General features: G+C 68.7%; 25 protein-coding genes. 15 read left to right on the forward strand and 10 right to left on the reverse strand.

Going from position 1 to position 24,322, the window contains the following annotated elements; translation table 11 throughout:
• Window positions 1–44: 44 nt before the first annotated feature.
• Window positions 45–905: a polysaccharide deacetylase family protein gene (locus FGM06_RS04675; RefSeq protein ID WP_144797980.1), complete on the forward strand. Its 861-nt coding sequence runs from the start codon at window positions 45–47 to the stop codon at window positions 903–905.
• A gap of 79 nt (window positions 906–984) precedes the next feature.
• Here FGM06_RS04675 and FGM06_RS04680 read toward each other — a convergent pair whose 3' ends face one another.
• Window positions 985–1,956 (reverse strand): phosphoadenosine phosphosulfate reductase family protein, encoded by a 972-nt coding sequence (locus FGM06_RS04680; RefSeq protein WP_144797981.1) that lies wholly within the window; start codon window positions 1,954–1,956, stop codon window positions 985–987.
• Between the two features lie 266 nt (window positions 1,957–2,222).
• On the opposite strand from FGM06_RS04680, the gene FGM06_RS04685 reads away from it, so the two are divergent.
• The 3 genes from FGM06_RS04685 to FGM06_RS04695 all read left to right on the forward strand — a co-directional run bounded on the left by FGM06_RS04685 (window position 2,223) and on the right by FGM06_RS04695 (window position 3,613).
• On the forward strand, window positions 2,223–2,468 hold the full coding sequence (locus tag FGM06_RS04685) for a HalOD1 output domain-containing protein (protein WP_144797982.1): 246 nt from the start codon (window positions 2,223–2,225) through the stop codon (window positions 2,466–2,468).
• 150 nt (window positions 2,469–2,618) lie between these two features.
• A complete protein-coding gene (locus FGM06_RS04690) occupies window positions 2,619–3,173 on the forward strand; it encodes a DUF7344 domain-containing protein (protein ID WP_241662524.1) in 555 nt (184 codons plus the stop codon).
• A gap of 143 nt (window positions 3,174–3,316) precedes the next feature.
• Entirely contained in the window at window positions 3,317–3,613 is a 297-nt protein-coding gene (locus FGM06_RS04695) for a PadR family transcriptional regulator (RefSeq protein WP_144797984.1), read from the forward strand.
• A 96-nt stretch (window positions 3,614–3,709) separates the two neighbouring features.
• On the opposite strand, the gene FGM06_RS04700 is transcribed toward FGM06_RS04695, so the two are convergent.
• A complete protein-coding gene (locus tag FGM06_RS04700) occupies window positions 3,710–6,160 on the reverse strand; it encodes a bacterio-opsin activator domain-containing protein (protein WP_144797985.1) in 2,451 nt (816 codons plus the stop codon).
• Window positions 6,161–6,789: 629 nt separating this feature from the next.
• Between FGM06_RS04700 and FGM06_RS04705 the strand changes: the two genes are divergently transcribed.
• Window positions 6,790–7,545 carry a hypothetical protein gene (locus FGM06_RS04705; protein WP_241662525.1) on the forward strand — a complete coding sequence of 252 codons (756 nt, stop codon included), beginning with the start codon at window positions 6,790–6,792 and terminating at the stop codon, window positions 7,543–7,545.
• 69 nt (window positions 7,546–7,614) lie between these two features.
• Here the strand turns inward: FGM06_RS04705 and aglF are convergent, their stop codons facing one another.
• Window positions 7,615–8,379, reverse strand: a complete 765-nt coding sequence (aglF, locus tag FGM06_RS04710) for a UTP--glucose-1-phosphate uridylyltransferase AglF (RefSeq protein WP_144797986.1) — start codon at window positions 8,377–8,379, stop codon at window positions 7,615–7,617.
• Between the two features lie 281 nt (window positions 8,380–8,660).
• On the opposite strand from aglF, the gene FGM06_RS04715 reads away from it, so the two are divergent.
• Window positions 8,661–8,885, forward strand: coding sequence for a DUF7511 domain-containing protein (locus tag FGM06_RS04715; RefSeq protein WP_144797987.1), 225 nt, complete (start codon window positions 8,661–8,663; stop codon window positions 8,883–8,885).
• A gap of 41 nt (window positions 8,886–8,926) precedes the next feature.
• Here FGM06_RS04715 and FGM06_RS04720 read toward each other — a convergent pair whose 3' ends face one another.
• Window positions 8,927–9,277 (reverse strand): DUF7344 domain-containing protein, encoded by a 351-nt coding sequence (locus FGM06_RS04720; protein ID WP_144797988.1) that lies wholly within the window; start codon window positions 9,275–9,277, stop codon window positions 8,927–8,929.
• A gap of 296 nt (window positions 9,278–9,573) precedes the next feature.
• Between FGM06_RS04720 and FGM06_RS04725 the strand changes: the two genes are divergently transcribed.
• Both FGM06_RS04725 and FGM06_RS16470 read left to right on the forward strand, forming a co-directional pair.
• Window positions 9,574–10,752 (forward strand): alpha-D-ribose 1-methylphosphonate 5-triphosphate diphosphatase, encoded by a 1,179-nt coding sequence (locus FGM06_RS04725; protein WP_144797989.1) that lies wholly within the window; start codon window positions 9,574–9,576, stop codon window positions 10,750–10,752.
• A 163-nt stretch (window positions 10,753–10,915) separates the two neighbouring features.
• Window positions 10,916–11,119 (forward strand): DUF7563 family protein, encoded by a 204-nt coding sequence (locus FGM06_RS16470; protein ID WP_449405041.1) that lies wholly within the window; start codon window positions 10,916–10,918, stop codon window positions 11,117–11,119.
• Window positions 11,120–11,173: 54 nt separating this feature from the next.
• On the opposite strand, the gene glmU is transcribed toward FGM06_RS16470, so the two are convergent.
• The gene (gene glmU / locus FGM06_RS04730; RefSeq protein ID WP_144797990.1) at window positions 11,174–12,400 is read right to left on the reverse strand and encodes a bifunctional sugar-1-phosphate nucleotidylyltransferase/acetyltransferase; all 1,227 of its coding nucleotides are present in this window, start codon (window positions 12,398–12,400) and stop codon (window positions 11,174–11,176) included.
• A gap of 622 nt (window positions 12,401–13,022) precedes the next feature.
• Between glmU and FGM06_RS04735 the strand changes: the two genes are divergently transcribed.
• The 5 genes from FGM06_RS04735 to FGM06_RS04750 all read left to right on the forward strand — a co-directional run bounded on the left by FGM06_RS04735 (window position 13,023) and on the right by FGM06_RS04750 (window position 17,579).
• Window positions 13,023–13,316: a HalOD1 output domain-containing protein gene (locus FGM06_RS04735; RefSeq protein WP_186310966.1), complete on the forward strand. Its 294-nt coding sequence runs from the start codon at window positions 13,023–13,025 to the stop codon at window positions 13,314–13,316.
• A gap of 216 nt (window positions 13,317–13,532) precedes the next feature.
• Entirely contained in the window at window positions 13,533–13,658 is a 126-nt protein-coding gene (locus tag FGM06_RS16345) for a hypothetical protein (protein ID WP_277752398.1), read from the forward strand.
• Window positions 13,655–14,833 carry a sugar phosphate nucleotidyltransferase gene (locus FGM06_RS04740; protein ID WP_144797991.1) on the forward strand — a complete coding sequence of 393 codons (1,179 nt, stop codon included), beginning with the start codon at window positions 13,655–13,657 and terminating at the stop codon, window positions 14,831–14,833. The genes FGM06_RS16345 and FGM06_RS04740 overlap by 4 nt, the downstream gene beginning before the upstream one ends.
• The gene (gene glmS, locus FGM06_RS04745) at window positions 14,833–16,644 is read left to right on the forward strand and encodes a glutamine--fructose-6-phosphate transaminase (isomerizing) (protein WP_144797992.1); all 1,812 of its coding nucleotides are present in this window, start codon (window positions 14,833–14,835) and stop codon (window positions 16,642–16,644) included. Before FGM06_RS04740 ends, glmS begins: the two co-directional genes overlap by 1 nt.
• A 314-nt stretch (window positions 16,645–16,958) precedes the next feature.
• On the forward strand, window positions 16,959–17,579 hold the full coding sequence (locus tag FGM06_RS04750) for a DUF7344 domain-containing protein (protein ID WP_144797993.1): 621 nt from the start codon (window positions 16,959–16,961) through the stop codon (window positions 17,577–17,579).
• Between the two features lie 12 nt (window positions 17,580–17,591).
• On the opposite strand, the gene FGM06_RS04755 is transcribed toward FGM06_RS04750, so the two are convergent.
• The gene (locus tag FGM06_RS04755; protein ID WP_144797994.1) at window positions 17,592–18,104 is read right to left on the reverse strand and encodes a DUF7344 domain-containing protein; all 513 of its coding nucleotides are present in this window, start codon (window positions 18,102–18,104) and stop codon (window positions 17,592–17,594) included.
• A gap of 603 nt (window positions 18,105–18,707) precedes the next feature.
• On the opposite strand from FGM06_RS04755, the gene FGM06_RS04760 reads away from it, so the two are divergent.
• On the forward strand, window positions 18,708–19,817 hold the full coding sequence (locus FGM06_RS04760; RefSeq protein ID WP_144797995.1) for a glycosyltransferase family 2 protein: 1,110 nt from the start codon (window positions 18,708–18,710) through the stop codon (window positions 19,815–19,817).
• A complete protein-coding gene (gene wecB / locus FGM06_RS04765; RefSeq protein WP_144797996.1) occupies window positions 19,814–20,917 on the forward strand; it encodes a non-hydrolyzing UDP-N-acetylglucosamine 2-epimerase in 1,104 nt (367 codons plus the stop codon). Before FGM06_RS04760 ends, wecB begins: the two co-directional genes overlap by 4 nt.
• 30 nt (window positions 20,918–20,947) lie before the next feature.
• Here the strand turns inward: wecB and FGM06_RS04770 are convergent, their stop codons facing one another.
• The 4 genes from FGM06_RS04770 to FGM06_RS04785 form a co-directional block, all read right to left on the reverse strand.
• Complete coding sequence (locus FGM06_RS04770) at window positions 20,948–21,193, reverse strand: HalOD1 output domain-containing protein (RefSeq protein ID WP_144797997.1); 246 nt, start codon at window positions 21,191–21,193, stop codon at window positions 20,948–20,950.
• Between the two features lie 199 nt (window positions 21,194–21,392).
• Window positions 21,393–22,346: a DUF7260 family protein gene (locus tag FGM06_RS04775; RefSeq protein ID WP_144797998.1), complete on the reverse strand. Its 954-nt coding sequence runs from the start codon at window positions 22,344–22,346 to the stop codon at window positions 21,393–21,395.
• Window positions 22,347–22,548: 202 nt separating this feature from the next.
• Window positions 22,549–23,391, reverse strand: a complete 843-nt coding sequence (locus FGM06_RS04780) for a translation initiation factor eIF-2B (RefSeq protein ID WP_144797999.1) — start codon at window positions 23,389–23,391, stop codon at window positions 22,549–22,551.
• 574 nt (window positions 23,392–23,965) lie between these two features.
• Window positions 23,966–24,322 (reverse strand): RNA polymerase Rpb4 family protein, encoded by a 357-nt coding sequence (locus tag FGM06_RS04785; protein ID WP_144798000.1) that lies wholly within the window; start codon window positions 24,320–24,322, stop codon window positions 23,966–23,968.

Consider the following 24,322-nt stretch of genomic DNA (forward strand, 5'->3'; position numbering starts at 1 on the left):
TAACTATGCCGTCCGAACCGGATCCTCTCCGGTAGAAACGTCCGATGAACGTGTTACAGGTCGACGTCGAACCGTGGTACTGCGACCTCCCGAGAGAGCGGTGGGACGCGCGTACCGACCGGGTGGTCGAGAACGTCGACAGGATCCTGGCGATGCTCGCGCGGACGGACAACGAGGCGACGTTCTTCGTGCTCGAGGACGTCGCGAGGAACCACCCAGACCTGATCGGACGCATCCGCGACGCCGGCCACGAGATCGGCTCGCATGGGGTCTCGCATCGGCTTCTCTCCGAGCTGTCCCCGGCGGAACTCGACTCCGAGATCGAGCGCTCCGTGGACGCGCTCCGCGACGCCGGCGTCGACGGTGTCGAGGGGTTCCGAGCGCCGAAATTCTCCCTCAACGAGTCCACGGCGTGGGCGATCGACGTCCTCGAAGACCGGGGATTCCGGTACGACTCGAGTATCTTCCCCGTGAAGACCCCGCTGTACGGCGTGCCTGACGCGCCGAGAGAGCCGTACAAGATCGGCGCCGACGACCTGACGCGCCACCGCGGAGACGGGCTGTGGGAGGTGCCGCTCAGCGCGTATCGGGTCCCCGGTCTCGACGTCAACGTGCCCGTCGCCGGCGGGTTCTACCTCCGAGCGCTCCCGTATCGCTTCCTCAGGCACGCGCTCGAACGCCGGGTCGCGGCCGGACACCCGGCGGTCTGTTACATCCACCCGTGGGAGCTCGATCCGACGATCCCGCGCGTCGACGAGTACGCCTGGTTTTACTACCACCGCCTCGGCGGAGCGGCGCGGAAGTTCCAGCGGCTGCTGAACGACTTCGAGTTCACGACGACCGAGCGGTACCTCGACTCGATAGAGGGCCGCTCCGAGCGCGCGGCCGCGGACCTCGAAGCGTAGCGACGAACGCGGAGAGGTCAGCTTCGCCCGGGTTCAACGGAAGGGGGAACTCGGGAGGGGGCCGTCGCGGCGACCGGCCTCACATGTAGCCGAGGTCGCGGAGCCGCTCCATGAGGTCCTCTTTGTCCTGGGCGCGGCCGGCGCGCTCCGTCGTCCCTTCGAGGTCCTGGAGCCACGCGGGTTCCTCGGTCGTCTTGTCCGTGCTGACTTCGCTGCCGAGCGAGCGGAACCCCGCGAAGTACTTCGGCGAGATGGGGACGTCTTCCTGGCTCACGCCCTCGGGGAGGTCCTCGGCCGAGTCGGGGACGTACCCCTCGTCGGGGAAGGCGTCGACCGTGTCGGGGACGACGTAGTTCCAGAACGCCTCCCACACGTCGGCTTCGGCGAACTGGAGGATGGGCTGGATGCGGTCGTGCGGCGGGAACAGATCCGGGTCGTGCCGCGGCGAGAAGAACGTCTCGTCCGCGCGCGCCTCCTGTTCGTCCCACCGCACGCCCGAGATCACCCCGTCGATGTCATACTTCTCGAGGGCGTCGTTGAGCGCGACCGTCTTCAGCAGGTGGTTGCCCACGTACGTGTCCAAGAGGAACGGGAACGTGTCCTCCTCGTATTCGAGGATGTTCCGCACGTGGTGTTGGTTGTGCTCGGAGAGCGCGTCGACGGAGATGTCGTCGCCCGGTTCGAGCCCGTGTTCCTCGACGTACGCGCCCACGTCCTCGTTGCGGGCGTACACGACGTCGATCTCCCACTCGGCAGCCCAGTGCTCCACGAACTCCATGATCGACTCGAAATGCTGGAAGTGGTCGATGAACACCGCGGTGGGCTTCTCGTACCCGTACTGCTCGGCCACCTGATTGATGAAGTACAGCGTCAGCGTCGAGTCCTTCCCCCCAGTCCACATCACCGCCGGGTTCTCGTACTCTTCGAGCCCCGTCTTGGTGACCTCGATCGCCTTCTCGAGCTTGTGCTGTAACGACGGGTAGTCCGCCGGATCCTCGCCCTCGCCGTCGGTGTAATCGACCGCCACGGAGTCCGGAAAGCTTGCGTCCATGTACGGCGGCATCTCTCGACCGACCGGGCAAAGTTAATCCCACGATATTCGCCCTGGAGACCGTCACCGCGCTCGACGCGCGCCGCGACGATCATCCCGTCGGGGCGTCAGTGTTCGTCGTTTCAGCGGTCCGATATCGGTACATAAATGTATCGCCGTGAATAAGACGAGGCCACGGAGAAATCAACAGTGACAGGTGCGTCTCTCACCTCAATTCGCGGAGTGTCGCCCGGAGAGGATCCGCTCGTAGGATGTCGGATCGCTCGATGACAAGACAGTACGACTGGTCGGAGTTGCCGCCGAGCGTCGCGGTCGTGGAAACGGTCGCCGACGTCGACGACGCCGCGGTCGAATCCCTACCCCCGTTGGGCTACGCCGTGGACGTCGACGCGCTCGACGAGCTGCTTCGCGGAACCGCGACGGCGGACCCGGAGGGAGTCGTCATCTCCCTCCGGTACCACGGGTACGACGTGTCGATCTCGTCGTCCGGATGGCTCGAAGTCGAACTGTAGCCGAGTATTCACACGGCCCCGAACCCGCCCGGCGCCGATCGACTGCGCCCGAACGCGGAGCCGCGGTGACCGGCGCCGGCCTCCCTAGCCGTAATGTCAGCTTTAAATGATCCCCGAATGACTATTATGCTGGAGTATCATTGGGGTACAATGATGATCACGGGGGTCGAGAGAGGACGGCTCGGGGAGCGGGCCGCCACCGGAGACGACGGTCGGTTGACGACGACCGACGTGTTCGACGTTCTCAAGAACGAACGGCGACGGGCGGTCATCCGGTACCTCCACGAGCACGGCGGCTCCGCGGAGCTCTCCGACCTCGCCGAACACGTCGCCGCGCGCGAGAACGAAACCTCCGTTCGACGGCTCACCTCGCAGGAGCGGAAGCGCGTTCGCATCGCCCTCTATCAGTGTCACCTCCCGCGGATGGACGCGATCGGGGTGATCGAGTTCGACAGGAACCGCGGGACCGTCTCCCTTCGAGACGCCGCGTCGCAGGTGCGGGTGTACCTGGAGTTGGACCCCGAAACCGGCCGGAGAGACGCCGCCTCGGAGCGGACCACGTTCGTGATCGCCGTCGGCATCGCGGCGCTCGTCACGGCGGGGACGCTCGGCCTCGGAGCGCTCTCCGCGATCCCGCCTGCCGGATGGACGGCGGTGAGCGTCCTCACTCTCGTCGGGATCGCCGGGCGACAGTGGCGGGGCTAAACGAGCACGCCGGATCGGCGACCGCCTCGACCGAGGCGACGGACGCGTGGTGGGTGAGCGGCGGCGCCACTCGGGTGCGCGCGCAGCGGTGAAACCGGGTTTGAATCTTCATAACAAAGCGACGAACCGCCGAACCCCCGGCCATGCCCGATCCCCTTTTCGAGCTCACGAGCTTCCAACGGGATCTCCTCTACGTGATCGCGGGCGCCGAGAGGCCGTCGGGACAGGAGATCAAAACGGAGCTACAGGCGTCGATGGAGAAAATCACTCACGGCCGGCTGTATCCGAACCTCGATACGTTGGTCGAGCGGGAGTACGTCGACAAGGGCGAGAGCGACCGCCGAACCAACTTCTACGAGCTGACGGAGAAGGGACTGAGGGGGCTCCGCGATCGGCGCGAGTGGGAGGACAGGTACGTCGACCTGTCGACGAACGGCTGACGCCGTCGACGCCGCCGTGGGCCGATCGACCGTCCCGCCGGCGGAGCAGGCTCTCGTTCGCGGCGCGGCGCAGCGGTCGAACGGGGGCCAAAGCGATCAGCCGTCGGCGTCGATGTCGCCGAGCACGCCTCCGAGGAGCTTCCGCTCGGCCGTCCGGAGGTGCCGATTGAACGTCGGTTGGGTGATGTCCATCGCCGTCGCGATCTCCTCGCCGGTGCTCGCTCGCGGCCACTCGAAGTAGCCGCCGAGATACGCCGTCTCGACCGCTTCCCGCTGTCTGTCGGTGAGTTCGTCCGAGAAGCCGGGGCGAGTACCGGAACCGCCGCCTCCCGATCGGTCCCGACGAGAGCGGAGGTCGACGCGGTCGTACCGCTCCTCGAGGTGTTCGACGATCCGCCGCACGTCCACGGGTCGCGGGAAGGTGATCGTCAGGTCCGCGCCGTCGGCGTCGGCGACCATCCGCTCGATGCTTCCCCCGTGTGCGCTCACCCTGTCGGCCACGGTCTCGTCGGTCACCGACGCCTCGAATCGCCCGGTCCGTCCGCCGCCCGTCTCGCGGAGCGACTCCAGGGCGGCCACCGACTCCGTCAAGCCGGACCCGTCCCCGTCGGTGGTGAAGTACACCAGCGACCGACCGGCTCCCTGCGGGACGGTCCCCTCGACGTGGAGCGGGGCCCCGAAGGCGGACGCGGTCCGCGACAGGAGCGCGTCGGGGTCGTCGAGACGCAGCTCCAGCTCCACGAGGGAGCCGGTCCGGAGCGACCGCCTGGTTTCCAGGTTGCTGATCGCGTTCGCGACGTTGTCCCCGAGCTCGACGAGCAGGTCGCCGAACTCGCCGTCGAACACCGACCGCTGGTCGGCGTACACCGACAGGACGCCGTAACACAGGTCGCCGTACGAGAGCGGGACGCTGACGACCGATCGGTACCCGCGCGCGAGGGCGCGCTCCCGCCACCGCTCCTCCCGCAGCCCGTCCGACACGTCGGAAACGCGGACGGGATCGCGCGCCTCGACGGCGCGGACGCCGGGGAGTCGGGCGGTATCGGCCGTGCTGGCGGCCCCCTCGCCCGCCGGAGACGGGGCGCCCTCCCGCCGAAGGGAGTCGAGGAACCCGTCCGACTCCCCCGCCTGCGCGATCGGGGTCGGATCGCCGCCGGTTCGGTACGTCTCCCCGACCCAGACGAACTCGACGGAGTCGGCCTCGACGAGCGTATCGCAGACGGCCGCCGCGATCTCGTCGAGCGTGTCCGCGTCGACGAGCTCGCCGTTGATCCGTCTGAGGAGGTCGTTGAGCCCGTGGAGGCGCTCCAGTCGCTCTCGATTCCGGGAGAGTTCGGTCTCGCGTTCGACGCTGTCGAGAGCCGCGACGGCGTTCGCGGCCAGCAGCCCGACCGGCTCCTCGAGGTTCCCCGCCGGCTCCGCCGAGTCGAACTCGACGCGGAACAGACCGTGGCCGTCGAGCGTCGCGTACAGAGTGCGACCGGACGAGTCGTCCGGATCGTCCGAGTCGTCCGAGTCGCCCGACCGCTCGACCACGCGCCCAGTCGGCGGGACCGCGTCCGCGTCGTCCGGCGGCTCCGTCCCCGCGGAACCGGGGACTCGCCGGAGCGGCGGGGAACCGTCTCCGTCCGTTTCGATCGAGCGCGCCGGGTCGACCGTCGTCTCGGCGGCGTCGGAGCCGGCGGTGAACACCTCCCAGAGCAGGCTTCCCGGTCCGCGTTCGTCGTGGTCGCCGTCGGACGCGGCCGCCGGAACCAGCCTCGCTTCGGTCCGGTCGAACGAGTACGCCACGACGGTGGCCTCGGGCCAGACCGAGGCGGTCACGTCGACGACGGTTTCGAAGACCGACGCCGCGTCGTCGGCGCGGAGGAGCCGCCGAGCGGAGCGGCTCAGCTCGCGGAGGGCGCTCTCGTTGCGGCGTCTGTCGGTCACGTCCCTGACGACGCCGACGCGCCCGTGACGGCCGTCGTCGAACTCGACCGAGGAGAACTGCGTCTCGATCGGCAGCGACTCCCCGGACGCCGTCCTGATCGACGACTCGATCATGCCGATGTCGGAGCCGTCGCCGCGGAGCATGGCGAGGATCTCCTCGGCTTTCTCGAGCGTCTCGCTCCCCGCGAGCATCGACGCGTGCGACCCGACGAGCTCCGCGCGGTCGTAGCCGGTCATCTCCGTGACCGCCTCGTTGACCGACGTGATGACGAACGCCTCGTTCAGCGTGTACACGCCGTCCTCCAGCGTCTCGAGGACGCGGTTCGACCGGCGGAGGTCGCGTCGCATCTCGGAGTTCCGGGTGACGTCGCGGACGAGCACGCCGACGCCGCCGCGGCTCGGGACCGCTCGGAAGCGGAGCGTCGTCCCGTCGTCGAGCGCGACCTCCGCCTCGGCGGTCCGGCCGCTCCGGTCGGCCGACTCGACGGCGTCCCGCAGCTCCGGACCGAAGCTCGGGTCCGCCTCACGCAGGTCGATACCGACCGGCGAACCGTCGACGCCGAGCAGGTCGTCGACCGTCGCGTTCGTGTCGGCAACCGCGTGGGAACCGTTCACGTACAGAAAGCCGACCCCCGCCGAGGCGAGGAACTGCCCGACTGCCGCCCGGTGGTCGGCGTCCGTCAGATCCGTCGTCTCGCTGTTACGAATCGGTCTTCACCTCGGCGCGGTCTGAACACAGCGACACGAGCCTCCAGACACATATAAATCTCCCGTCACTTTCACGGAACACTATATTTCCCAGTGACACAAGTTCGAGATACATCCTGAGACAAAAAATGAAGTAAAATAGGTGTGAATAAAGAGTCCGAGTCGTGAGTATGTTCTCAGATATTCATACAAAATATTGTGATTTTCACGAGTACACGGTTATTATCATGATATAGAAAAGGAACAAAAGCCTTAACTTGGTTATGATAATGTTTACGTGTATGGCAAATAAGGCTCGCAGCACGATGGCGAACGACGGATGGGGGAGACAGGAACCGGGAGAGTACACGCGACGTGTAAACGAGGTTACGCTACCCCCAACGGCACGGGAATTCGCGGATCGCTACGCTCGCGTCGTCGGAGACCGGGATCGGTTCCTCTGGAAATGGATACACAACCTCTTTGATAAGTTTACCTTAACGTCGGTCCCGAGCCGGGAACGCTCCGCCGTCTACGAACACAAGACGCTGTTGACGATGTTCGTGACGGTGCTCGACGACTTGGCGGAAAGCGAGGGCGATCAGGGGACGTTCACCGCCGGCCGCCGCGTCCCGTTCGGCGCCGACGCGACCAGGAACGTGGACGCGACGGCCGACGGGATCGACTACGACGTCCTCGAATACCTCGCGGATCTGTGGAACGAGATCGACGCGGCGGTCAGGGACGCGCCGCGACACGGGGAGTTCGTCGACGTCTTCGAGTACGACCTCCGACAGACGTTCAACGCGATGGAGTACTCCGGGCTCGTGAACGACAACCCGACGATGGCGAACCGCGCCGAGACCGAGCGCCACGACGCGTACAACATGACGATGTTCCCGTACGCCTGCATCGATCTCATGCACTCGCCCTCGTTCGACCGGGCCGAACTCGGAGCGCTTCGAAGCATCCTCTGTGACCTCCAACAGATGGCGCGGATCGGGAACTGGGTCACCACCTGGGAGCGCGAGCTCGGCGAGGGGGACATCAGCTCCGGCGTCGTCGTCTGCGCGCTCCGGCGCGGCGTGGTCGACTACGAGGAGATCGTCGAGGCCGACGAGTGCGACGTCGAACGACTGGTCGACCGGATTCGGTCTAACGGTATCGAATCGGAGTTCACCCGCGAGTGGGACCTCCGCGACCGGACGGTCCGCAAGCGGACCGCCGAGGTGGAGAGCGTCGACGCGGAGAAGATCGTCGACGGCATCGAGGCGGTGATGAACCATCACCTCGCCAGCGAGGGGTACAAGTAACCGCGACGGTCGGCTCGGCCGGGAGACCCGTTCAATTCTCTGCGACCCGTTCAGTTCTCCGCGACCCGTTCAGTTCTCCGCGACCCGTTCGGCGTCCGCGTCCGCCGCGGCGTCGGCGTCCGTCGACTCCGAGAGCCGTTCGGCGGCCCGGTCGCGGTCCTCGGGGTAGCCCACGTCGATGCGCCACCCGTCGAGTCGGATCGCGTCGATGGTGCGGCCCGACTGGATGAGGAGGTCGATCGCGTCGGGGAGCTCGTACTCGCCGCGGTCGGAGGGCTGGACGAGGTGACAGGCGTGGAAGATCGCGTCGGTGAACGTGTAGAAGCCGGTCATGACGAGGTTGCTTGGCGGGTCGTCGGGCTTCTCGACCACCTCGACGACCTCGCCGTACTCGTTGGTGTCCAAAACGCCGTAGCGGGACGCCTCCTCGTACGGGACCTCCTCGACGAGGAAGGCGGCGTCCGCGCGCTCCTCCCGCTGTCTGTTGACCACGTCGGCGAGGTTGCCCCGGAAGACGTTGTCGCCGAGCATCAGCATGAAGTCGTCGTCGACGTGGGGCTCCGCCTGGAGGATGGCGTGCGCGAGGCCCAGCTGCTCGCGCTGGTGAGCGTACGTGATCGGGACGCCCTCGTACGCGTCGCCGTAGCGGTCGATGATCTGCTCTTTCTTGTAGCCGACGACGACGACGAACTCGGTCGCGCCGCAGGCGATGAGGTTGTCGAAGACGTCCTCGACGAGCGGCGTCCCGTCGACCTCCACGAGCACCTTCGGCTTGTCCTCCGTGAGCGGGCGGAGACGCGTCCCCTTGCCGGCGGCGAGCACGACTGCTTGCATACCTCCCCCGTCTGATCGTTCGGCCAAGAGTATACGCCGGATAACCGGCGAACGGCCTGCGCGGGTCCCGAGCGATCCGGCGGATCCTCGCCCGGCGCGACCGCGACGGCCGGAGTCGGGAAAGGGGCCGGCGGAATCCGGCCGGAGTGGGGGGGGAGGCCGGCCGCATCCGGCCGGAGACGTGGAGCGCCGAACCTTCGACGCGGTAATCCGCCGTTGGCGTCGGTGAAAGGGCGAGTATGAGACGAATAACGATGAGGGATATCAGCGTAGTTATCAGTATGAGCGGAGGAGCGAACGACGACCGGCGAACCGACGGAGGGGTGGCGCGACCGGGCGCGGATGTTCCCGACCGGCGCCCGATGCTCGAGGGGACCGTCGTGAGGTACGAGGACAAGCCGGACGAGTGCACCCTCCACCCGTCGGAGCCGACGGAGCGGGAGTGCACGACCGCGTGGATCACCGCCAAAGAGGGGAGTTACGTCTCCGCGGTCGCGTGGCGGTGAGCGGTCGGGGCCGCTGAGTCGGTCCGACCGTCCGAGGGCGCTCAGCGTTCGGAACCGGAACGCCAGTCGTCCGGGAGCCGCGCGCGGTCGTCGTCGAGCAGGTCGACGAACGGCTCGATCCCGCCGAACGCCGGCCCCTCGGCGACGGTTTCGGCCTCGCGGTCCCACCGGATGACGCCGTGCTCCTGAAGCTTCGGCAGGTGGTTGTGGTTCAGCGTCACCGCCACGGGCTCGGCGGTCGAACAGGGGACCGCCTCCTCGACGGGGATCGGTCCCCCGTCGGCCGGGCGGTCGTAAATCGACAGCAGCGCCGCCCGTCGGTGCGCGTTCGAGAGGAGCGTCAGGCAGACGTCGGCCGACAGCCCCTCGCCGGCGTCTCGCGCGTCGGTCACCGGCGTTCACCCCCTCCGCGGGCTCGGCCCGCCGAGAGGGGCGCTCCGACGGCACGGACGCCCGTTATTCTCCGCGAAATGCGAGTGTTCATGTTCGACGGGACGGGATCTGCGCTCATTAGTAACCGCCGCGTATCGCGTCGGAACGGGACCGGCGAGCGGCGGTTGTGACTGCTTAACAATATCGCTACTCCCCCTACCTGAGAGATCATGAGCGCGAGGTTCCCCGCGATCGAACGGAGAGACGGGCCGGCGACTGCACCGCCGGAACGGGATCGTTCGAGGAGGTGGCCGTCGTGACGGAGTTCACCGAGATCAGGAACGGGCGGGTCGTCACGCCGTCGGGCGTCGTCGAGAACGGTCGCGTCGTCGTGGCCGGCGAGCGCATCGTCCGGATCGATCGGGCCGACGGCGTCGCGGCGGGCGGAGGCACCGTCATCGACGCCGACGGCCGCGTCGTCATGCCGGGGCTGATCGACCTCCACGGGGACGACATCGAGGGGCAGTTCGCGCCGCGGTCCGGCGCCGAGACCGACCCGACGACCGCGCTCGCCACGACCGATCGGATGAACGTCCTCCACGGCGTGACGACGAAGTTCCACGCCCTCGCGTTCGAGGAGGCGCCCGACGACGGTCGGTGCCTCGAGAACGCGGCCCGCCTCGCCCGGGCCGTCGAGCGCGGGGCGGACACGCTCGGAGACAACCGCGTGCACGCGCGCTGCGAGCTCGCGGACGCGAGCGCCGCCGCGGTCGAGGAGCTGACGGCGGAGGTCGACGTCGACCTCGTGTCGGTGATGCACCACACCCCGGGCGACGGCCAGTACGACGCCGAGTCGTTCGAGCGGCACTACGTCGAGGACCGGAACTGGCCGGTCGACGCCGCCGAGGCCGCCGCGGAAGAGCGGGGCGGGATGGACGACGCGAGCCGGAATCGGCGGATCGACCGGGTCGCCGAGCTCGCTCGGCGCGTCGACGCCCCGCTCGCGTCCCACGACGACGAGTGCCGAGCGGACGTCGAGACGATGGCGGACCACGGGGCGGCGATCAGCGAGTACCCGATCACGCTCGACGCGGCCCGGCGCGCGAAGGCCCTCGGCCTCGCGACCGTGATGGGCGCGCCGAACCTCGTGCGCGGCGGGAGCCTCTGGGACAACCTGAGCGCCGCCGAGGCGATCGAGGCGGGCGTTCTCGACGTCCTCTGTTCGGACTATCACCCGGCGTCGCTGCTCGCGGCGCCGTTCGTCGACACCGGGGAGCCGCTGTCCACTCGCGTCAATCGGGTCACGCGGAACCCGGCCGACGTCGCCGGCCTCCCGGACAGGGGACGGATCGAGGTGGGCGCCCGCGCGGACCTCGTCGTCGTCGACCCGTCGCCGACCCCGACCGTCGAGCGGGCGCTCGTCGCGGGGGCGGAGGCGATTCGAACCGGCGACGCGACGGCCACCAGATCCGCTCCCCGGCCGGTCGGGCGCTGACCGCCTCGGCCGGGGGCAGACGCCGACCGGACCCCGCTGGGAGAGAGCGCGTGCCGGTCGGCGGGCGAACGTGTCGAGTTAACGAGGGACAAATCCGCGTTCGGGTTCGACCGGTCCCGCTATCCGGCGTATAGTAAAATAATCTCCTTTCCCTCCGAGAGGTATGACAGAGCCCGAGACCGCGACGGACGTCAACCGTCGCTGTGGTCGATGCGGGTCGGCCGTGAGTCGGAGATTCGTTCGCGTGTTCGGGATGGGAGACACGGTTCACGGCTGCCTCGACTGTCTCCCGCGGAACCGGCTCTCGAACGGCGAAGCGGCGCGGCGAGACGACGCGGACCGAGAGCGATCCCTCCGAGCTCCGTAACGGCCCAACCGAGCGCCGTCGGCGTCCCGGACGCCCCCGGACGACCTCGCCGGGTCACCGGTCGCGGCGGACGATCTCGCCGGGCTCCGTCCGCGCGCCAGCGGAGAGCGTCACCCCGGCGTTGATCCCCGACTGAATGCCGGTCTTCACGCCGGGGCCGAGCACCGCGCCGAACTTCCTGCGCCCGGTCGAGACGCGCTCTCCCTTCACGGTCGCGGCGACCGGCTCCCCGTCGTGCCGCAGGTTCGCGACGTTCGTCCCGGCGCCGAGGTTCACCGACGGGCCGAGGAGGCTGTCCCCGACGTACGAGAGGTGTCCGACCGTCGCGTCCGCCATCAGGACGCTGTTTTTGATCTCCACCGCGTGGCCGACGCGCGCTCCCTCACCGATCAGCGTCGCGCCGCGGACGTACGCGTTCGGCCCGACGGAGCAGCCGGACCGGAGCAGGGCCGGCCCCTCGACGACGACGCCGGGACCGACCGTCGCGCCCTCCTCGACGACCACGTCGCCGCGTATCGTCGCGTTCGAATGGACGTCACCGCGTATCGTCGGGTCCGGGCGGACGTGACCCCCGTCGTCGCCGCCGCGCGTCCCCGAGTCGCTCCCGGGAAGCCGCCGCTCGTTGGCCTCCAGCAGCTCCCATGGCCGGCCGACGTCCATCCACTCCTCTAAGACCGCGTAGCCGAGCTCCTCGCGGGCCATCACTCGGGCCAGCACGTCGGTGAGCTCCCGCTCCCCCCGCTCGCTCTCCGACACGTCGAGCAGGTCGACCGTCTCGGCGGAGAAGGAGTACGCGCCGGCGTTGACGAGGTCCGTCGCCGGATCGGACGGCTTCTCGCGGACCTCGGTCACCGCGTCGCCGTCGACGGTCAACACGCCGTACTGGGAGGGGTCGTCGACGCGGAACGCGCCGATCCGCGGCGGCGACTCGAACAGGCGGGCGAGGTCCGCGCCGCGGTACAGCGAGTCCCCGTTCAGCACGGCGAACGCGCCGTCGACGTGGTCGGCCGCCGCCGCCAGCGCGTCCGCGGTCCCGCGCTGTGACTCCTGTACCGCGTACCGAATCGGAACCCCACGATGGGCGTCACCGAGGTGCTCCCGGAGCCGGTCGGCCCCGTAGCCGACGGTCACCACGAGCTCGTCGGCGCCGGCCTCGACGGCCGCGTCGGCGACGTGTTCGACGAGCGGGGCGTCGGCCACCGGTAGCATCGGCTTCGGCGTCGTCTCCGTCAACGGGCCCATCCGCGTTCCCCGTCCCGCGGCGAGAATGACTGCTTGCATGGGCCGCCGATACCGCGGAACGGGAGTTTAGTATGCGCCCGCTATCGGAGACCGCCGCGCTCGCCGTCGCTACGTCACGTCGCGTTCGACTCCCAGATGAGATTCTGGCTCAACGTCAACGCGACTCGGCCCGCCGAGACGAACGACTCCGGCGACCGAGCTGCACGCGGTCGCGACGAGCGGCGACGAAGCCGTCTCCGAGGCGTCTGCCGGTGGAGTCGGCGTCACGAAGAAACGGAGGCGGGGGCCGTACCGCAACTGACGCGGGTGTCCGGGGTCATGGGACAGTCTACCTCAGCCACGGTACGGTCGAGACGTCTCCCCGCCGGATATTTACTATACGCGCCATACTCGGAGTACGCTCTAATTATCAAAAACGACCGTGACGTACACCGCGAAAATGTCAGCGTTTAACACGAACAAAACGACCGCTCGGACGGGGTTGTGCGCACGAAGCGACGATCGATCGGGGGTGACGCGAACCGACGGCCGAACTATCGAGAGCGACGCGAACCGACGGGCGAGCGATCACGCAGATCCGGCGCTGTCGGGGCGTCCGATACGGGATCGACACTATTTATAGAATCGACGACGTGTCACGTTCAAGGGCTCAAAGCACACGATGTCCCACGCCAATAACCACCGTACACTCGCCGGAACCGACACGACCATCGTCGAGCGCGCCCCGACCGAGGCCGACACGTCGACGACGGTTACGATAGTCCGGGCGGTAGCCGAAGCCGAGTCCGTCAACCCGGGCGAGCTGCCGGTTCTGGCCGACGTCATCGACCCCGAAGCGATCGAGGGGATCTTCGACTCGGACCCCGCCGTCGGACGGTCCGGCGTGCGGCTCTCCTTCGATTACTGCGGCTACGTGGTCGAGATCACCGACGACCTGGTGACGCTCCGCCGGTAGCGACGGGATCGCGGTCGCCGACGCCCTCTCAATTTTCGCCGCCGTCGATGCCGCTTTTTTGGCCGTCTCCCCTCCGTCCGTCGAAACTCGTGTCGGAACGACAGCCGCGGTAGGACGGACATAACGGACGTTCTGCGTTTCGGTCGTTCGACCTCCCGCTCGGCGGGTTCCGAAAGGTTCCGCATTACAATGCTCACCCGTACGGCAAGAGATGGCATGGATCGATACGTCCTCCACGGCAGGGAAACGCAGGCGAACGTGCGCGTTAGCGGTGCGAGCGTGCTCGTCAGCGGGGCGTCGGCGGGCGAGGTCGCGGCGCGCGACGCCGGGGTCGAGAGATGAGCGCCCTGGATCAGGCGGTCGTCCTCGCGGCCGGCGAGGGCCGGCGCGTCAGGCCGCTCACTCGCTACCAGCCGAAGCCGATGCTCCGGGTCGCCGGACGACCGATACTGGAGTACCCGCTCGACGCGGTGGTCGAGACCGGCGTCGACCACGTCGTCCTCGTGGTCGGCCACGGGCGGAACCGGATCCAGAACCGGTTCGAGAACTCCTACCGCGGGGTCGACCTCACCTACGTCACGCAGTCGACGCAGCTGGGAAGCGGCCACGCGTTGCAGGCCGCGGCCGACCACGTCGACGGGGAGTTCCTCGTGGTGAACGGGGACAACGTCATCGACGAGACGATGGTGCGCGTCACCGCCGAGCGGTACGCCGAGTCGGACGCCGCCGCCTGTCTCGCGGTCGCCACGTCGGACCGGACCGACGAGTACGGCACGGTGGGCGTCAAAGACGGGCTCGTCGACCGGATCGACGAGCACGGCGACGGCGTGTCGGCGCGGATCAACGCCGGCGTGTACGCGTTCGACGAGTCGGTGTTCGACGCGCTCAAGCGGACCGAGTTCGAGGACGGGGAACGACCCCTGACCGGAGCGATCGCCGGGCTGGACGGTCCCGTGATCGCCGCGACGCCGAACGGCGTCTGGTTCGATCCCTCCTACCCGTGGGACCTCCTCCGAACGAACGAGCGGATCCTCTACGCACACCCGACGCTCGCCGACGTTACCGAGCGGGTGAAGGCGTCGGCGCGGGTCCACGAGTCGGCCGTGATCGGCGAGAACGTGCTGATCGGCCCCGACTGCAAGGTGTCGGCCGGCGCCGTGGTAAAGGGGGGAACCTGTCTCCTCTCCAGTACCATCGTCGGCGAGAACGCGGTGATCGAGGGGTCGATCGTCGGGCCCGACTCGCGGATCGGCGCGAACGCGCTGCTCCGAGACACCATCGTCGGCGGCGGGGCGACGATCGGCGACGGGACGGTCTCGCCGGGCCGGTCGGCGACGCTCGTCGTCGACGGCGTCGAGTACGCGGACCGCCGGCTCGGGGGCGTCGTCGCCGACCGCGCCACCGTCGGCGCCAACGTCACGATCACGCCGGGCTGTCGGATCGGGCCGCGGGGGACGGTGGCGCCGGGGATCGCGCTCCGTCGCGACGTCCCCGAGAACGCGGAGGTGGTGGCGTAATGTGCGGGATCACCGCCCGCGTCGGAAAGGGACCCGCGATCGCGGAGCTCCTCACCGGGCTCCGCAACCTGGAGTACCGCGGCTACGACTCCGCGGGGGTCGCCACCGTGACGCCCGACGGGATCGAGGTCGTGAAACACGAGGGCGAGATCGACGTCCTCTGTGACGCCGTCGACCAGTCGTCCGTCCGCGGGGCGACCGGGATCGGACACACGAGGTGGTCCACGCACGGCCCGCCGACCGACGCGAACGCGCACCCGCACACCGACTGCCTCGGCCGGGTCGCGGTCGTCCACAACGGGATCATCGAGAACTACACCGATCTGAAGAAAGAGCTGACCGCACACGAGTTCACGAGCGACACGGACACCGAGGTCGTCCCGCACCTCTTAGAGGAGTTCCTCTCGGCCGGCTACGGACCGGAGGCGGCGTTCAGGCGAACGGTCGATCGCCTCTCGGGGAGCTACGCCATCGCCGCGGTGTTCGAGGGCTCCGACACCGTCTTCGGCACCCGGAGCGGGTCGCCGCTCGTGCTCGGCCGCGCGGACGACGCGTACTACCTCGCGAGCGACGTGCCGGCGTTCCTGGAGTACACCAACGAGGTGGTCTACCTCCGCGACGGCGACGTGGTCGCGATGCGTCCGGACGGGTACTCGATCACCGACACGGACGGCGAGCCCGTGGAGCGCTCGTTCGAGACGGTCGACTGGGACCCGAACGACGCCGGGAAGGGGGGGTACGACCACTACATGCTCAAGGAGATCCACGAGCAGCCGGCCGCGCTGCGACAGACCATTCGGGGTCGCATGGACCCCCTCGAGGGCCGCGTCGAGTTCGAGGAGCTCCCCGAGGACGCGTTCGACGGGGTCGAGTCGGTACACCTCGTCGCCATGGGCACCTCCTACCACGCGGCGGTGTACGCGACGACCCTGCTCGCGGACCGCGGGATCCCGGCGCAGGCGTTCCTGTCGGGGGAGTACGGCTCGAACCCGCCACCCGTCGACGACGGCACGCTCGTCATCGCCGTCACCCAGAGCGGCGAGACCGCCGACACGCTCTCGGCGATACGGAGCGTCCAGGGGACGGGCGCCCGCACGCTCGCCCTGACGAACGTGGTCGGGTCCACGATCACGCGGGAGTGCGAGCACACCGTGTGCATCCGCGCGGGACCGGAGATCGGCGTCGCCGCGACGAAGTCGTTCTCCTCGCAGGTGGCGGCGCTGATCCTGCTCAGCGAGCGGCTGAGCTACGACACGAACGGCGCGAGCCCCCGCGAGTCGAGCGAGCTGCTCAGCTCGCTCGCGGCGCTGCCGGACGACGTCCAGCAGATCCTCGACGAGCCGGCCGCGGAGTCCGTCGCCGCCGCGTATCGGGACGCCGACTCGTACTTCTTCATCGGCCGGGGCGTCGCCCATCCGGTGGCGCTCGAGGGGGCGCTGAAGTTCAAGGAGATCACGTACGACCACGCGGAGGGGTTCTCGGCCGCCGAGCTCAAACACGGCCCCCTCGCGCTCGTCACCGAGAACACGCCGGTGTTCGCCGTCTTCACCGGACGGAACGACACCAAGACGCTGCACAACGCCAAGGAGGTGAGCGCGCGCGACGCGCCCATCATCGCCGTGAGCGCCGACAACGACGCGAGGATCGACGACTACGCGGACCACGTGCTTCGGATCCCGGACACGCACCAGGACGTCGCCGGCATCCTCGCGAACGTCCAGCTCCAGCTGGTGTCGTATATGGCCGCGGACGAGCTCTCGCGCGCGATCGACAAGCCGCGGAACCTCGCGAAGAGCGTCACCGTCGAGTGAGGCGGCGGCCGGGGACGAATCGCGGCCCCTCGGTGCCAACGCGCGGTCACGCCGTACGAACGCGCGATCCCGGCGGAGAACCGGAATCGGCCGGAACCGGGGGAACCGGACGGACGCCCCCGATGACCGAGAACGGGTCGGAGAAACGTCATATTAACAACGCATTATACGGTTTCAAGGCTCGGAGCGCCGGCAGCGGAGCGGCTCGGGTTCGGTCGCGATCGACGTTCTCACTGCGAGATAACGCCGACGAGTAAGGTCAACGAGAGTTAATTTCCGTATATCTAAGGTAGGAGTACGTGTAACGCAGGTCAATGTCAGCGGGAAAATCGGGGTCACCTAGCGGGCAATCGACAGGGAGTACAGTCGCCGAATCGTCGGGGACGGACGTCGCTAACTTGGAGGACATCGGTAAGACGTCACGCTCGGGCGGCGCGGAGTTAACCAAGGGGGAAATATTCGATCTGCTGAAGAACAAGCGGCGGCGGACGGTTATTCGGTACTTACGGGAGAACGACGGAGAGGCGGTGCTGAACGACCTCGCGGAGCACATCGCCGCGAAGGAGAACGACACCACCGTCCGACAGCTCTCCTCCGACCAGCGGAAACGCGTCTACATCGGGCTCTACCAGTGTCACCTCCCGAAGATGGACTCGCTCGGGGTGATCGATTACGACAAGAACCGCGGGACGATCGAGCTGCAGGCGTCCGTCGCGCAGCTGCTGGAGTACATGGACCTCGACGAGGACGACGGGGAGACGGTGGAGGGGACCGAGAGGGCGTGGGCGATCCCCGCCGTCGCGGGCGGCGTCGTCGCCGTCGTCACGGCCGGCGCCCTCGGCCTCGGCCCGCTCGCCGCGGTGCCCGCGGTCACGTGGACGCTCCTCAGCGTCGTCGGCATCTTCGTGATCGTCGCCCTGCAGTCGGCGACCTGACCGCGAAGGGGCTCAGTCGCTGACGAGCTGCTCGAGGAAGTGGTACTCCCGCTGCTTGAGCTCCGTCTCGTAGTACTGAAACGCCGCGAGAGACAGCAGCGCGGCGGCGAACGCGACGCTCGTCACCGGCGGAGCGAGCCCGATAAGCTGGACGACGGCGAGCGCGCTGCCGACGACCGCGAGGGCTCCGTAGTACACCGGCCATCGGCGGCGCGGCTCCGATTCGGACTCCAAGATCGCTTCGACCTCCTCGATCCGGTCCGTCAGCGACACCGCCTTCGTGTCGCTGTCGTACCGGACCAGACCGACCTCCTCCAGCTTCGGAACGTGGGTCTGGTACAGCGAGATGTAGAACCGCTTGACGATGTCGTCGTCGACCTCGCCGTCGCTCTCGGCCTTCGCCGTGTCCTTTGCGAGATCCCGTAACACCGCCCTGCCACCGCGTCGGTGGAGATGGTACAGGATCAGCCGTCGCCGCGAACTACTCAGCACCTCGAACACCTCGTCTTTCGTGATTTCCTCCATGGGTTCAGATCTCCGCTTCGCGCGCAGACGACGGCCACCGTTCCTGCGGTCGACTTGGGTGAACGGGTACCCGATCAACCCATACTCAGTTTGTTATCACCCCCATATCGGCGCTATTCACTCCCTGATTGCCCGCGTCCGGACCGGGACGGCGATCGGTCGATGCGGGCGTCCCCGGCTCCGGAACGACGCGAGACGGTGACGGGCGAGCGACGGAGCGAGTCGAGCGCCCGCCCGGCGGACGCCGTGCGCGACGGGTCCGCTCGCGGCGCGGGTTCGCACGGATATTCGACGACCGCGACGGGAGCGAGGCGAACGGTCGCCGACCGTCTGCAGGGGTCGCGAGGGCCGGTTTCGCCCCCGGGACGAAGCGGAGATCGAACGATGTCAACGGGTGAGGCAGTGTATAACAAAAGCCGTGTCAATGCGTTGTCGTAGTATGCTCCGCCGGGCGGGTCCGAGCGCGGACTCGGCCCGGGGGGACCAACACGGAGCCTCCGACATGACCACTAGCACGCGCCGAACGAAGCGGAACCGACGGCCCCTGCCTCCCCGACTCGAAACGGACGGACGCGGGGTCCGCGGCGGGGACCGGTACTGACGATGTACGACGGCGAGACCGTCGGCGTCGTCGTCCCGGCGTACAACGAGGCCGGTCACGTCGGCGAGGTGATCGAGACGATTCCCTCCTACGTCGACCGGATATACGCGGTCGACGACGCGTCGACCGACGAGACGTGGCCGGAGATACGCGAACACGCGCGGCGTCGGAACGAACGGACGACGGCTCGGAACGGAGCCGGCGGAACGGCGGGGGAGACGGCCAGCGTGGTGCCGATCAGACACGAGCGAAACCGCGGGGCGGGCGCGGCGGTGAAGACGGGCTACGCCCGCGCGCTCGACGACGGAATCGACGTGGTCGCCGTCATGGACGGCGACGGCCAGATGGATCCCGCACACCTCGAACGGGTCATCGAGCCGGTCGCGGCCGGCGAGGTGACGTACGCGAAGGGGAACCGGCTCCGGTCCAGTCGCGACTACGCCACGATGTCGCGCTGGCGCCTGTTCGGGAACCTCCTCCTCACCATGCTGACGCGCGTCTCGAGCGGTTACTGGGAGCTGTCCGACCCGCAGAACGGGTTCACGGCGATCTCCAACGAGGGGCTCCAGATCGTCCGCTTCGACCGGCTGTACGACCGGTACGGGTTCCTCAACGACCTCCTGTTCGCGCTGAACGTGAACCGACAGCCGATCGCCGACGTCGCCCACCCGGCGCGGTACGGCGACGAGCGGAGCACCATCCGGTACTCGACGTTCGTGCCGCGGCTCTCGGCGCTGATCGCGCGGAACTTCCTCAAACGGATCGGCCGGTCGTACGTGCTCCGGCGGTTCCACCCGCTGGCGGCGTGTTACGCGCTCGGCGGCGTCGTCCTGCTCGCCGGCGTCGCCGCCGGCGGCTACTCGCTGTGGAGCGCCGGCGTCGACACGTTCCTCGGCGGCATGACGTCGTTCGTCGTCGCGACGCTCGGACTCCTGCTGATGCTGTTCGGGACGTGGCTCGACGTCGTGGAGAACGAGGGGCTGGTTCACGACATCGGCCCGCTCGGAATCGACGGGAGCGCTCGCGTCGGAGCCGTCTACGACGACTGGGGACTGGACATGGCTCACGACGGCGGAACGACCGGCGACGACCCGGAGGCGGACGGTCGATGACGGAGGTCGCGTTCGTGCTCGGCACCGAGGCCGAGGCGGTCAGGCTCGCGCCCGTGATCCGGGCGTGCGAGCGGCGCGGCGTGGGCCACGCGGTGATACACACGGGAGAACACCGCGCGGAAACGCTCGAGCGGGCGGCGTTCGACCGGTTCGACCTGTCGGCCCCCGACATCACCCTCGACGTCGGCCCGGGGTCCCACGGGAAGCAGACGGGGATGATGTTGGCCGGGGTCGAGCGGGCGCTCGCGGAGACCGACCCGGCGGTCGCGGTCGTACACGGAGGGACGAACAGCGCCCTCGCCGGCGCGGTCGCGGCGAGCAAGATGCGCCCGGAGGTCGTTCACCTCGAGGCCGGGATCAGGAGCTTCGACCGGTCGGCGCCGGAAGAGACGAACAGAGTGGTCGTTGATCACGTCGTCGATCACCTGTTCGCCACGACGGAGAAGGCCCGGTGGTATCTCGTCCGCGAGGGGATCACGGAGCTGCGGATCACCGTCACCGGGAGCACGGCGGTCGACGCCCTCGAGAGCGTCCGTGACCGTTCGCCCCCGGAGAGCGAGGTGCTCGGCGAGTTCGGCCTCCGAGCGGGCGGATTCCTCCTCGTGGACGTCCACCGACGGGAGAGCGTCGACGACCCGGAGCGCTTCCGCTCGCTTCTGGAGGGCGCCGCCCGCGCCGGGAGCGCACGCGGCCTGGAGGTCGTCCGTCCGGTCGGTCCGGGCGCTCGCGACCGCTCGGAGGGGCCGGGTCCCGACGGACCGGTTCCGGTTCGGACCGTCGACTCGCGGGAGTACGCGACGTTCGTGCGGCTCCTGTCGGCTTCGGCAGCCGTCGTCACCGACTCGAGCCGCGTGCAGGAGGAGGCGTGCATCCTCGGGACCCCCTGCGTGACCGTGCGGAGCGAAACCGAGCGGTCGGAGACGACCGAGGTCGGCGCGAACCGACTCAGTCCGTGCGATCCCGACGGCGTCTGCCGTTCGGTGACCGAGGCGCTCGACGCGGACGGGGAGTGGCGGAACCCCTACGGGACCGGCGGGGCCGCGGATCGGATCCTCGACGCGCTCCCGGTGAGCGCGGAGCGCGAGGAGGTGGTGCGGTGAGGACGGTCCGCGTTCGGTTCCGGTCGGGGGCTAGTTCGGAGCGCTCGCTCGGACGGTCCGGTCCCCGGTCACGGTGACGAAGCAGCCGGCCATCCGAAACGAGACAGAGAGCTCCATCGAGTCGGCGCGTTGGGCCTGTTCGACGAGGCGCGCCAGCGATTCGACGTCGACCACGTCGTAGAGTCGGTCGTCGATCCGGTCGGGTTCGATCCCGCGTTCGTCCGCGACGGCCGTGACGACGTCCCAGCAGAGAGTGTCGGCGAGGTCCGGTGTCATGTGCGTGGATGTATCCAACGGCTACGGGGGCATCTCGGTTGTGACGACGTGTATGGCATGTCAATCGAGCGGGCACTACACACGTAGTATCACGTCAGGCGGTTGCGCGGCGTCGGAGAGACGACCGTCGGTCACGGCGTACCTTCCGTCGGCCTGGCGTACCCCCAGTCGGCCCCGCGTACCGTCCGCCCCGCTCGGACTACTGACCGCCCGCCAACCGGCTCGCGACGCCGTCACGGTCCGTGCGTATCCGCTCCGCGAGTTCGGAGACCTGCGCCAACACGGGGTAGAGGGGCCCGTCGGTCGGCCCGTACAGGTACTCGTAGAAGGCGTGGTCCCCGTCGACGTCGACCGCGGAGTCCGGCGTCATCGGCGGGTCGGTGATCGCCTCCTGTCGCTCGGCGGCGATCCCGTCGCACTCGCGTTCGAGGTCCTCGAGCCGCTCCCAGACGTCGATCGCCGCGTCGGTCCCGGCCCCGGAGACGCCGTCGAGGTGTTCGAGGAGCCGACGACGACGACGGTCGACGCAGGAGAGGTCGTCCTCGAACGCTCGCAGCGCGTCGATCTCCTCGCCGATCGCCTCGGCGAGCGAGGAGCGCGCCTCGGCCGCCCGTCGGCTCCGACCGACGAGCGCCGACTGCGCCGCGTCGGACAGGGTGCCGTTCGACGCCAGCGCGGTCGCCGTGTCGGGACCCAGCTCCGCGGCGAGGCTCTCCGGGACCGTCTCGTCGTACTCCTCCCTGTAGTGCGGCACCGACATCACCGTGTCGCGGTACGCCGCCAACACGCGCCTGAGCCTGACGTCGCCGCCGGTGCGGTCGACCGTGCGGACCGTCGCCATCGGCCCGTCGAACCTCGACGCCGTCGACTCGGCCGGCGCCGGATCGAGCGCGTCGATGCGGTCCGCGAACTCCTCGAACGCGTCGCGCTCGGCGAGGACGCGCCGCCGCTCGTGCTGGCCGGCGTCGACCGCCTCGCGGACGTACGCGAACGCGAGGAACGCCGCGAGCCCGACGACGACCGCCGCGACGACGACGGTCGGCTCGCTCGCCGCCGCGCCGACCTCACACGAGAAGCTCGTACACTCCTCCATCGCCGCCGGGTCCGAACCGGGGATCCGAAAGGCGTTGGCGGAGCCCGAATACACACTCATTGTATCCGTTAACACGGTGCACACACAAAGCATTTACGTCCGTTTTCCGGCGTAAAGAAAGATTCCTCGCACCGCGGTGAGAGCGGCTCCGCGACGGTCGGAGCGACGGCGGTCGGGACGGCGCAGTTCGCGCCGCTGCTGATCGGCCTCACGTAGCGGGTGAGATCGGCCGGCAGTCGGGTCGAAGAAGCGGACGGCCCGGCTACTCGACGACGCCGTCGTCGGTGATCACGGTGTCGACCATGCCGATCGGGGTGGCGTCGTAGCTCGGGTTCTCGATCTCGACGTCCTCGACCGGCTCGCGCATCACCTCGACGGCGTCGCGAAACTCGTTCTCGAAGCGGAACTCCTCGATCGTCTTCGCGCCCGAGCCGACCGCGGTCACCGGGACGCCGAGCTCGCGAGCGGTGACGACGACCGGGAAGGTCCCGACCCGGTTGTAGTAGGTGCCGCCGGTGATGCAGGTGATCCCGAGGAGGACGCGGTCGCAGTCGCGCAGGGCGTACCCCATCGCGCTGTCGACGACCATCCGAGTGTCGACGCGGGACATCCCGGCGAGCACGCGCGCCGTCTTCCGGCCCAGGGTGCGCGGGCGCGCCTCCGTGACGTAGACGGTCAGGTGCGCGCCGTCGCGGGCGGCGGTCTCAATGGACTCCAGCACCGTCGTGGAGTAGTCGTGGACCAGCAGCGTGTCGCCGTCTTCGATGCGCTCGGCCGCGTTGGCGGCGGCCTCCCCCTTCGCCGTCTCGATGTCGTCGGCGACGCGGTCGATGGTCTCCTGCAGCAGCTGTTTGGCGTCCTCGACGCTCGTCGGCTCGCCGATGATGGAGCGCTCGACGTCGCGCATCGCGTTGTGAAGCGCGGCGTGCGAGGGGTTCGACCGGCGCAGCACGCCCGCGTTGTGTTCGAGGTCGCGCTCGAACTCGTCGACCGCCACGTACTCGCGGTCGAGCAGCTCCGCGAGCGCGCGCGTCGCCTTCACGGCCACCGCCGACGTGCTGTGGGTCCGCATCGCCCGGATCTCGGCGACGGTCTCGTCGATCATACCGATACCGTCGTCGCCGCCGTTCAAAGGGGTTCCGGGGTTTCGTCGGTCGATCCGAGCGAGCGGATCCGATCGACGGCGGGATCGGCGTGCTCCCTCGTGCGACGCGGTGGCGCGTGCCTGCGAGCGCCCGGAAGGGCGCCGAGTCAGCACGCGCGAGGTCGCCGGCGCGTAGCGCCGGCTGCCAGAGGGACCTCCGGTCCCTCGCTGGAGTCGGTCGCCCTCCGCTTCGCTCCGGGCGACCGACGAGGCTGGGGAGGAGTGAGGTGCGTGCGGAGCGGTCGGGGGGGACTCGAAGGGGCAGTCGCGAGGACGAAGCACGGCGTTCACGAGAGCTTCGCTCTCGTGAGCCAATCAGAACGCTTCGCGTTCTGATGACGATGCAAGGACCACAGGGAACGAGCGGAGCGAGTGACTGAGGACCGCAGCGAGCCGCGCGAGTCGTCGCGACTGGGGCTTCGGAGGCGTTCAGAGTCGGAGTACCGACGGCCACTTATAAGCGAACGGCTGAAGCTTCGAAGAAGTTCCGACGATCGAAGAGAGTCGCAGCCGAAAAGACGCGCTCCGTGAGGTATCAGGCGTACTTCGCGACGATGTCGAGCACGTCGTCGAGCTCGTCGCCGTCGAGCGAGTACCGCTCTTGGGCGAACACCGAGCGCAGCTCCGTGCGGTCCTCGGGGAGCAGGTCGGCGATCTTCACCGCGGTGGGGACGTCGATCTGCTCTAACTCCGTCAGCTCCTCGACGAGCTCGCGGGACTCATCGGCGTCGAGTCGGGCGAACCGGTTGACGTGCTCGATCGCGCGGGCGAGCTCGTAGCGGAGGTCGCGGTCCTCGTCCTCGGCGCGCTCCGCCTCGATGTCCACGAGGATCTCCTTCGCCTCGGAGATGGTGACGTACTCCTCGTCGACCTTCTCTTTGAAGATCGTCAT

The sequence above is a fragment of the Halorubrum depositum genome, from assembly GCF_007671725.1.
In the GTDB taxonomy this organism is placed as follows: Archaea; Halobacteriota; Halobacteria; order Halobacteriales; family Haloferacaceae; genus Halorubrum; species Halorubrum depositum.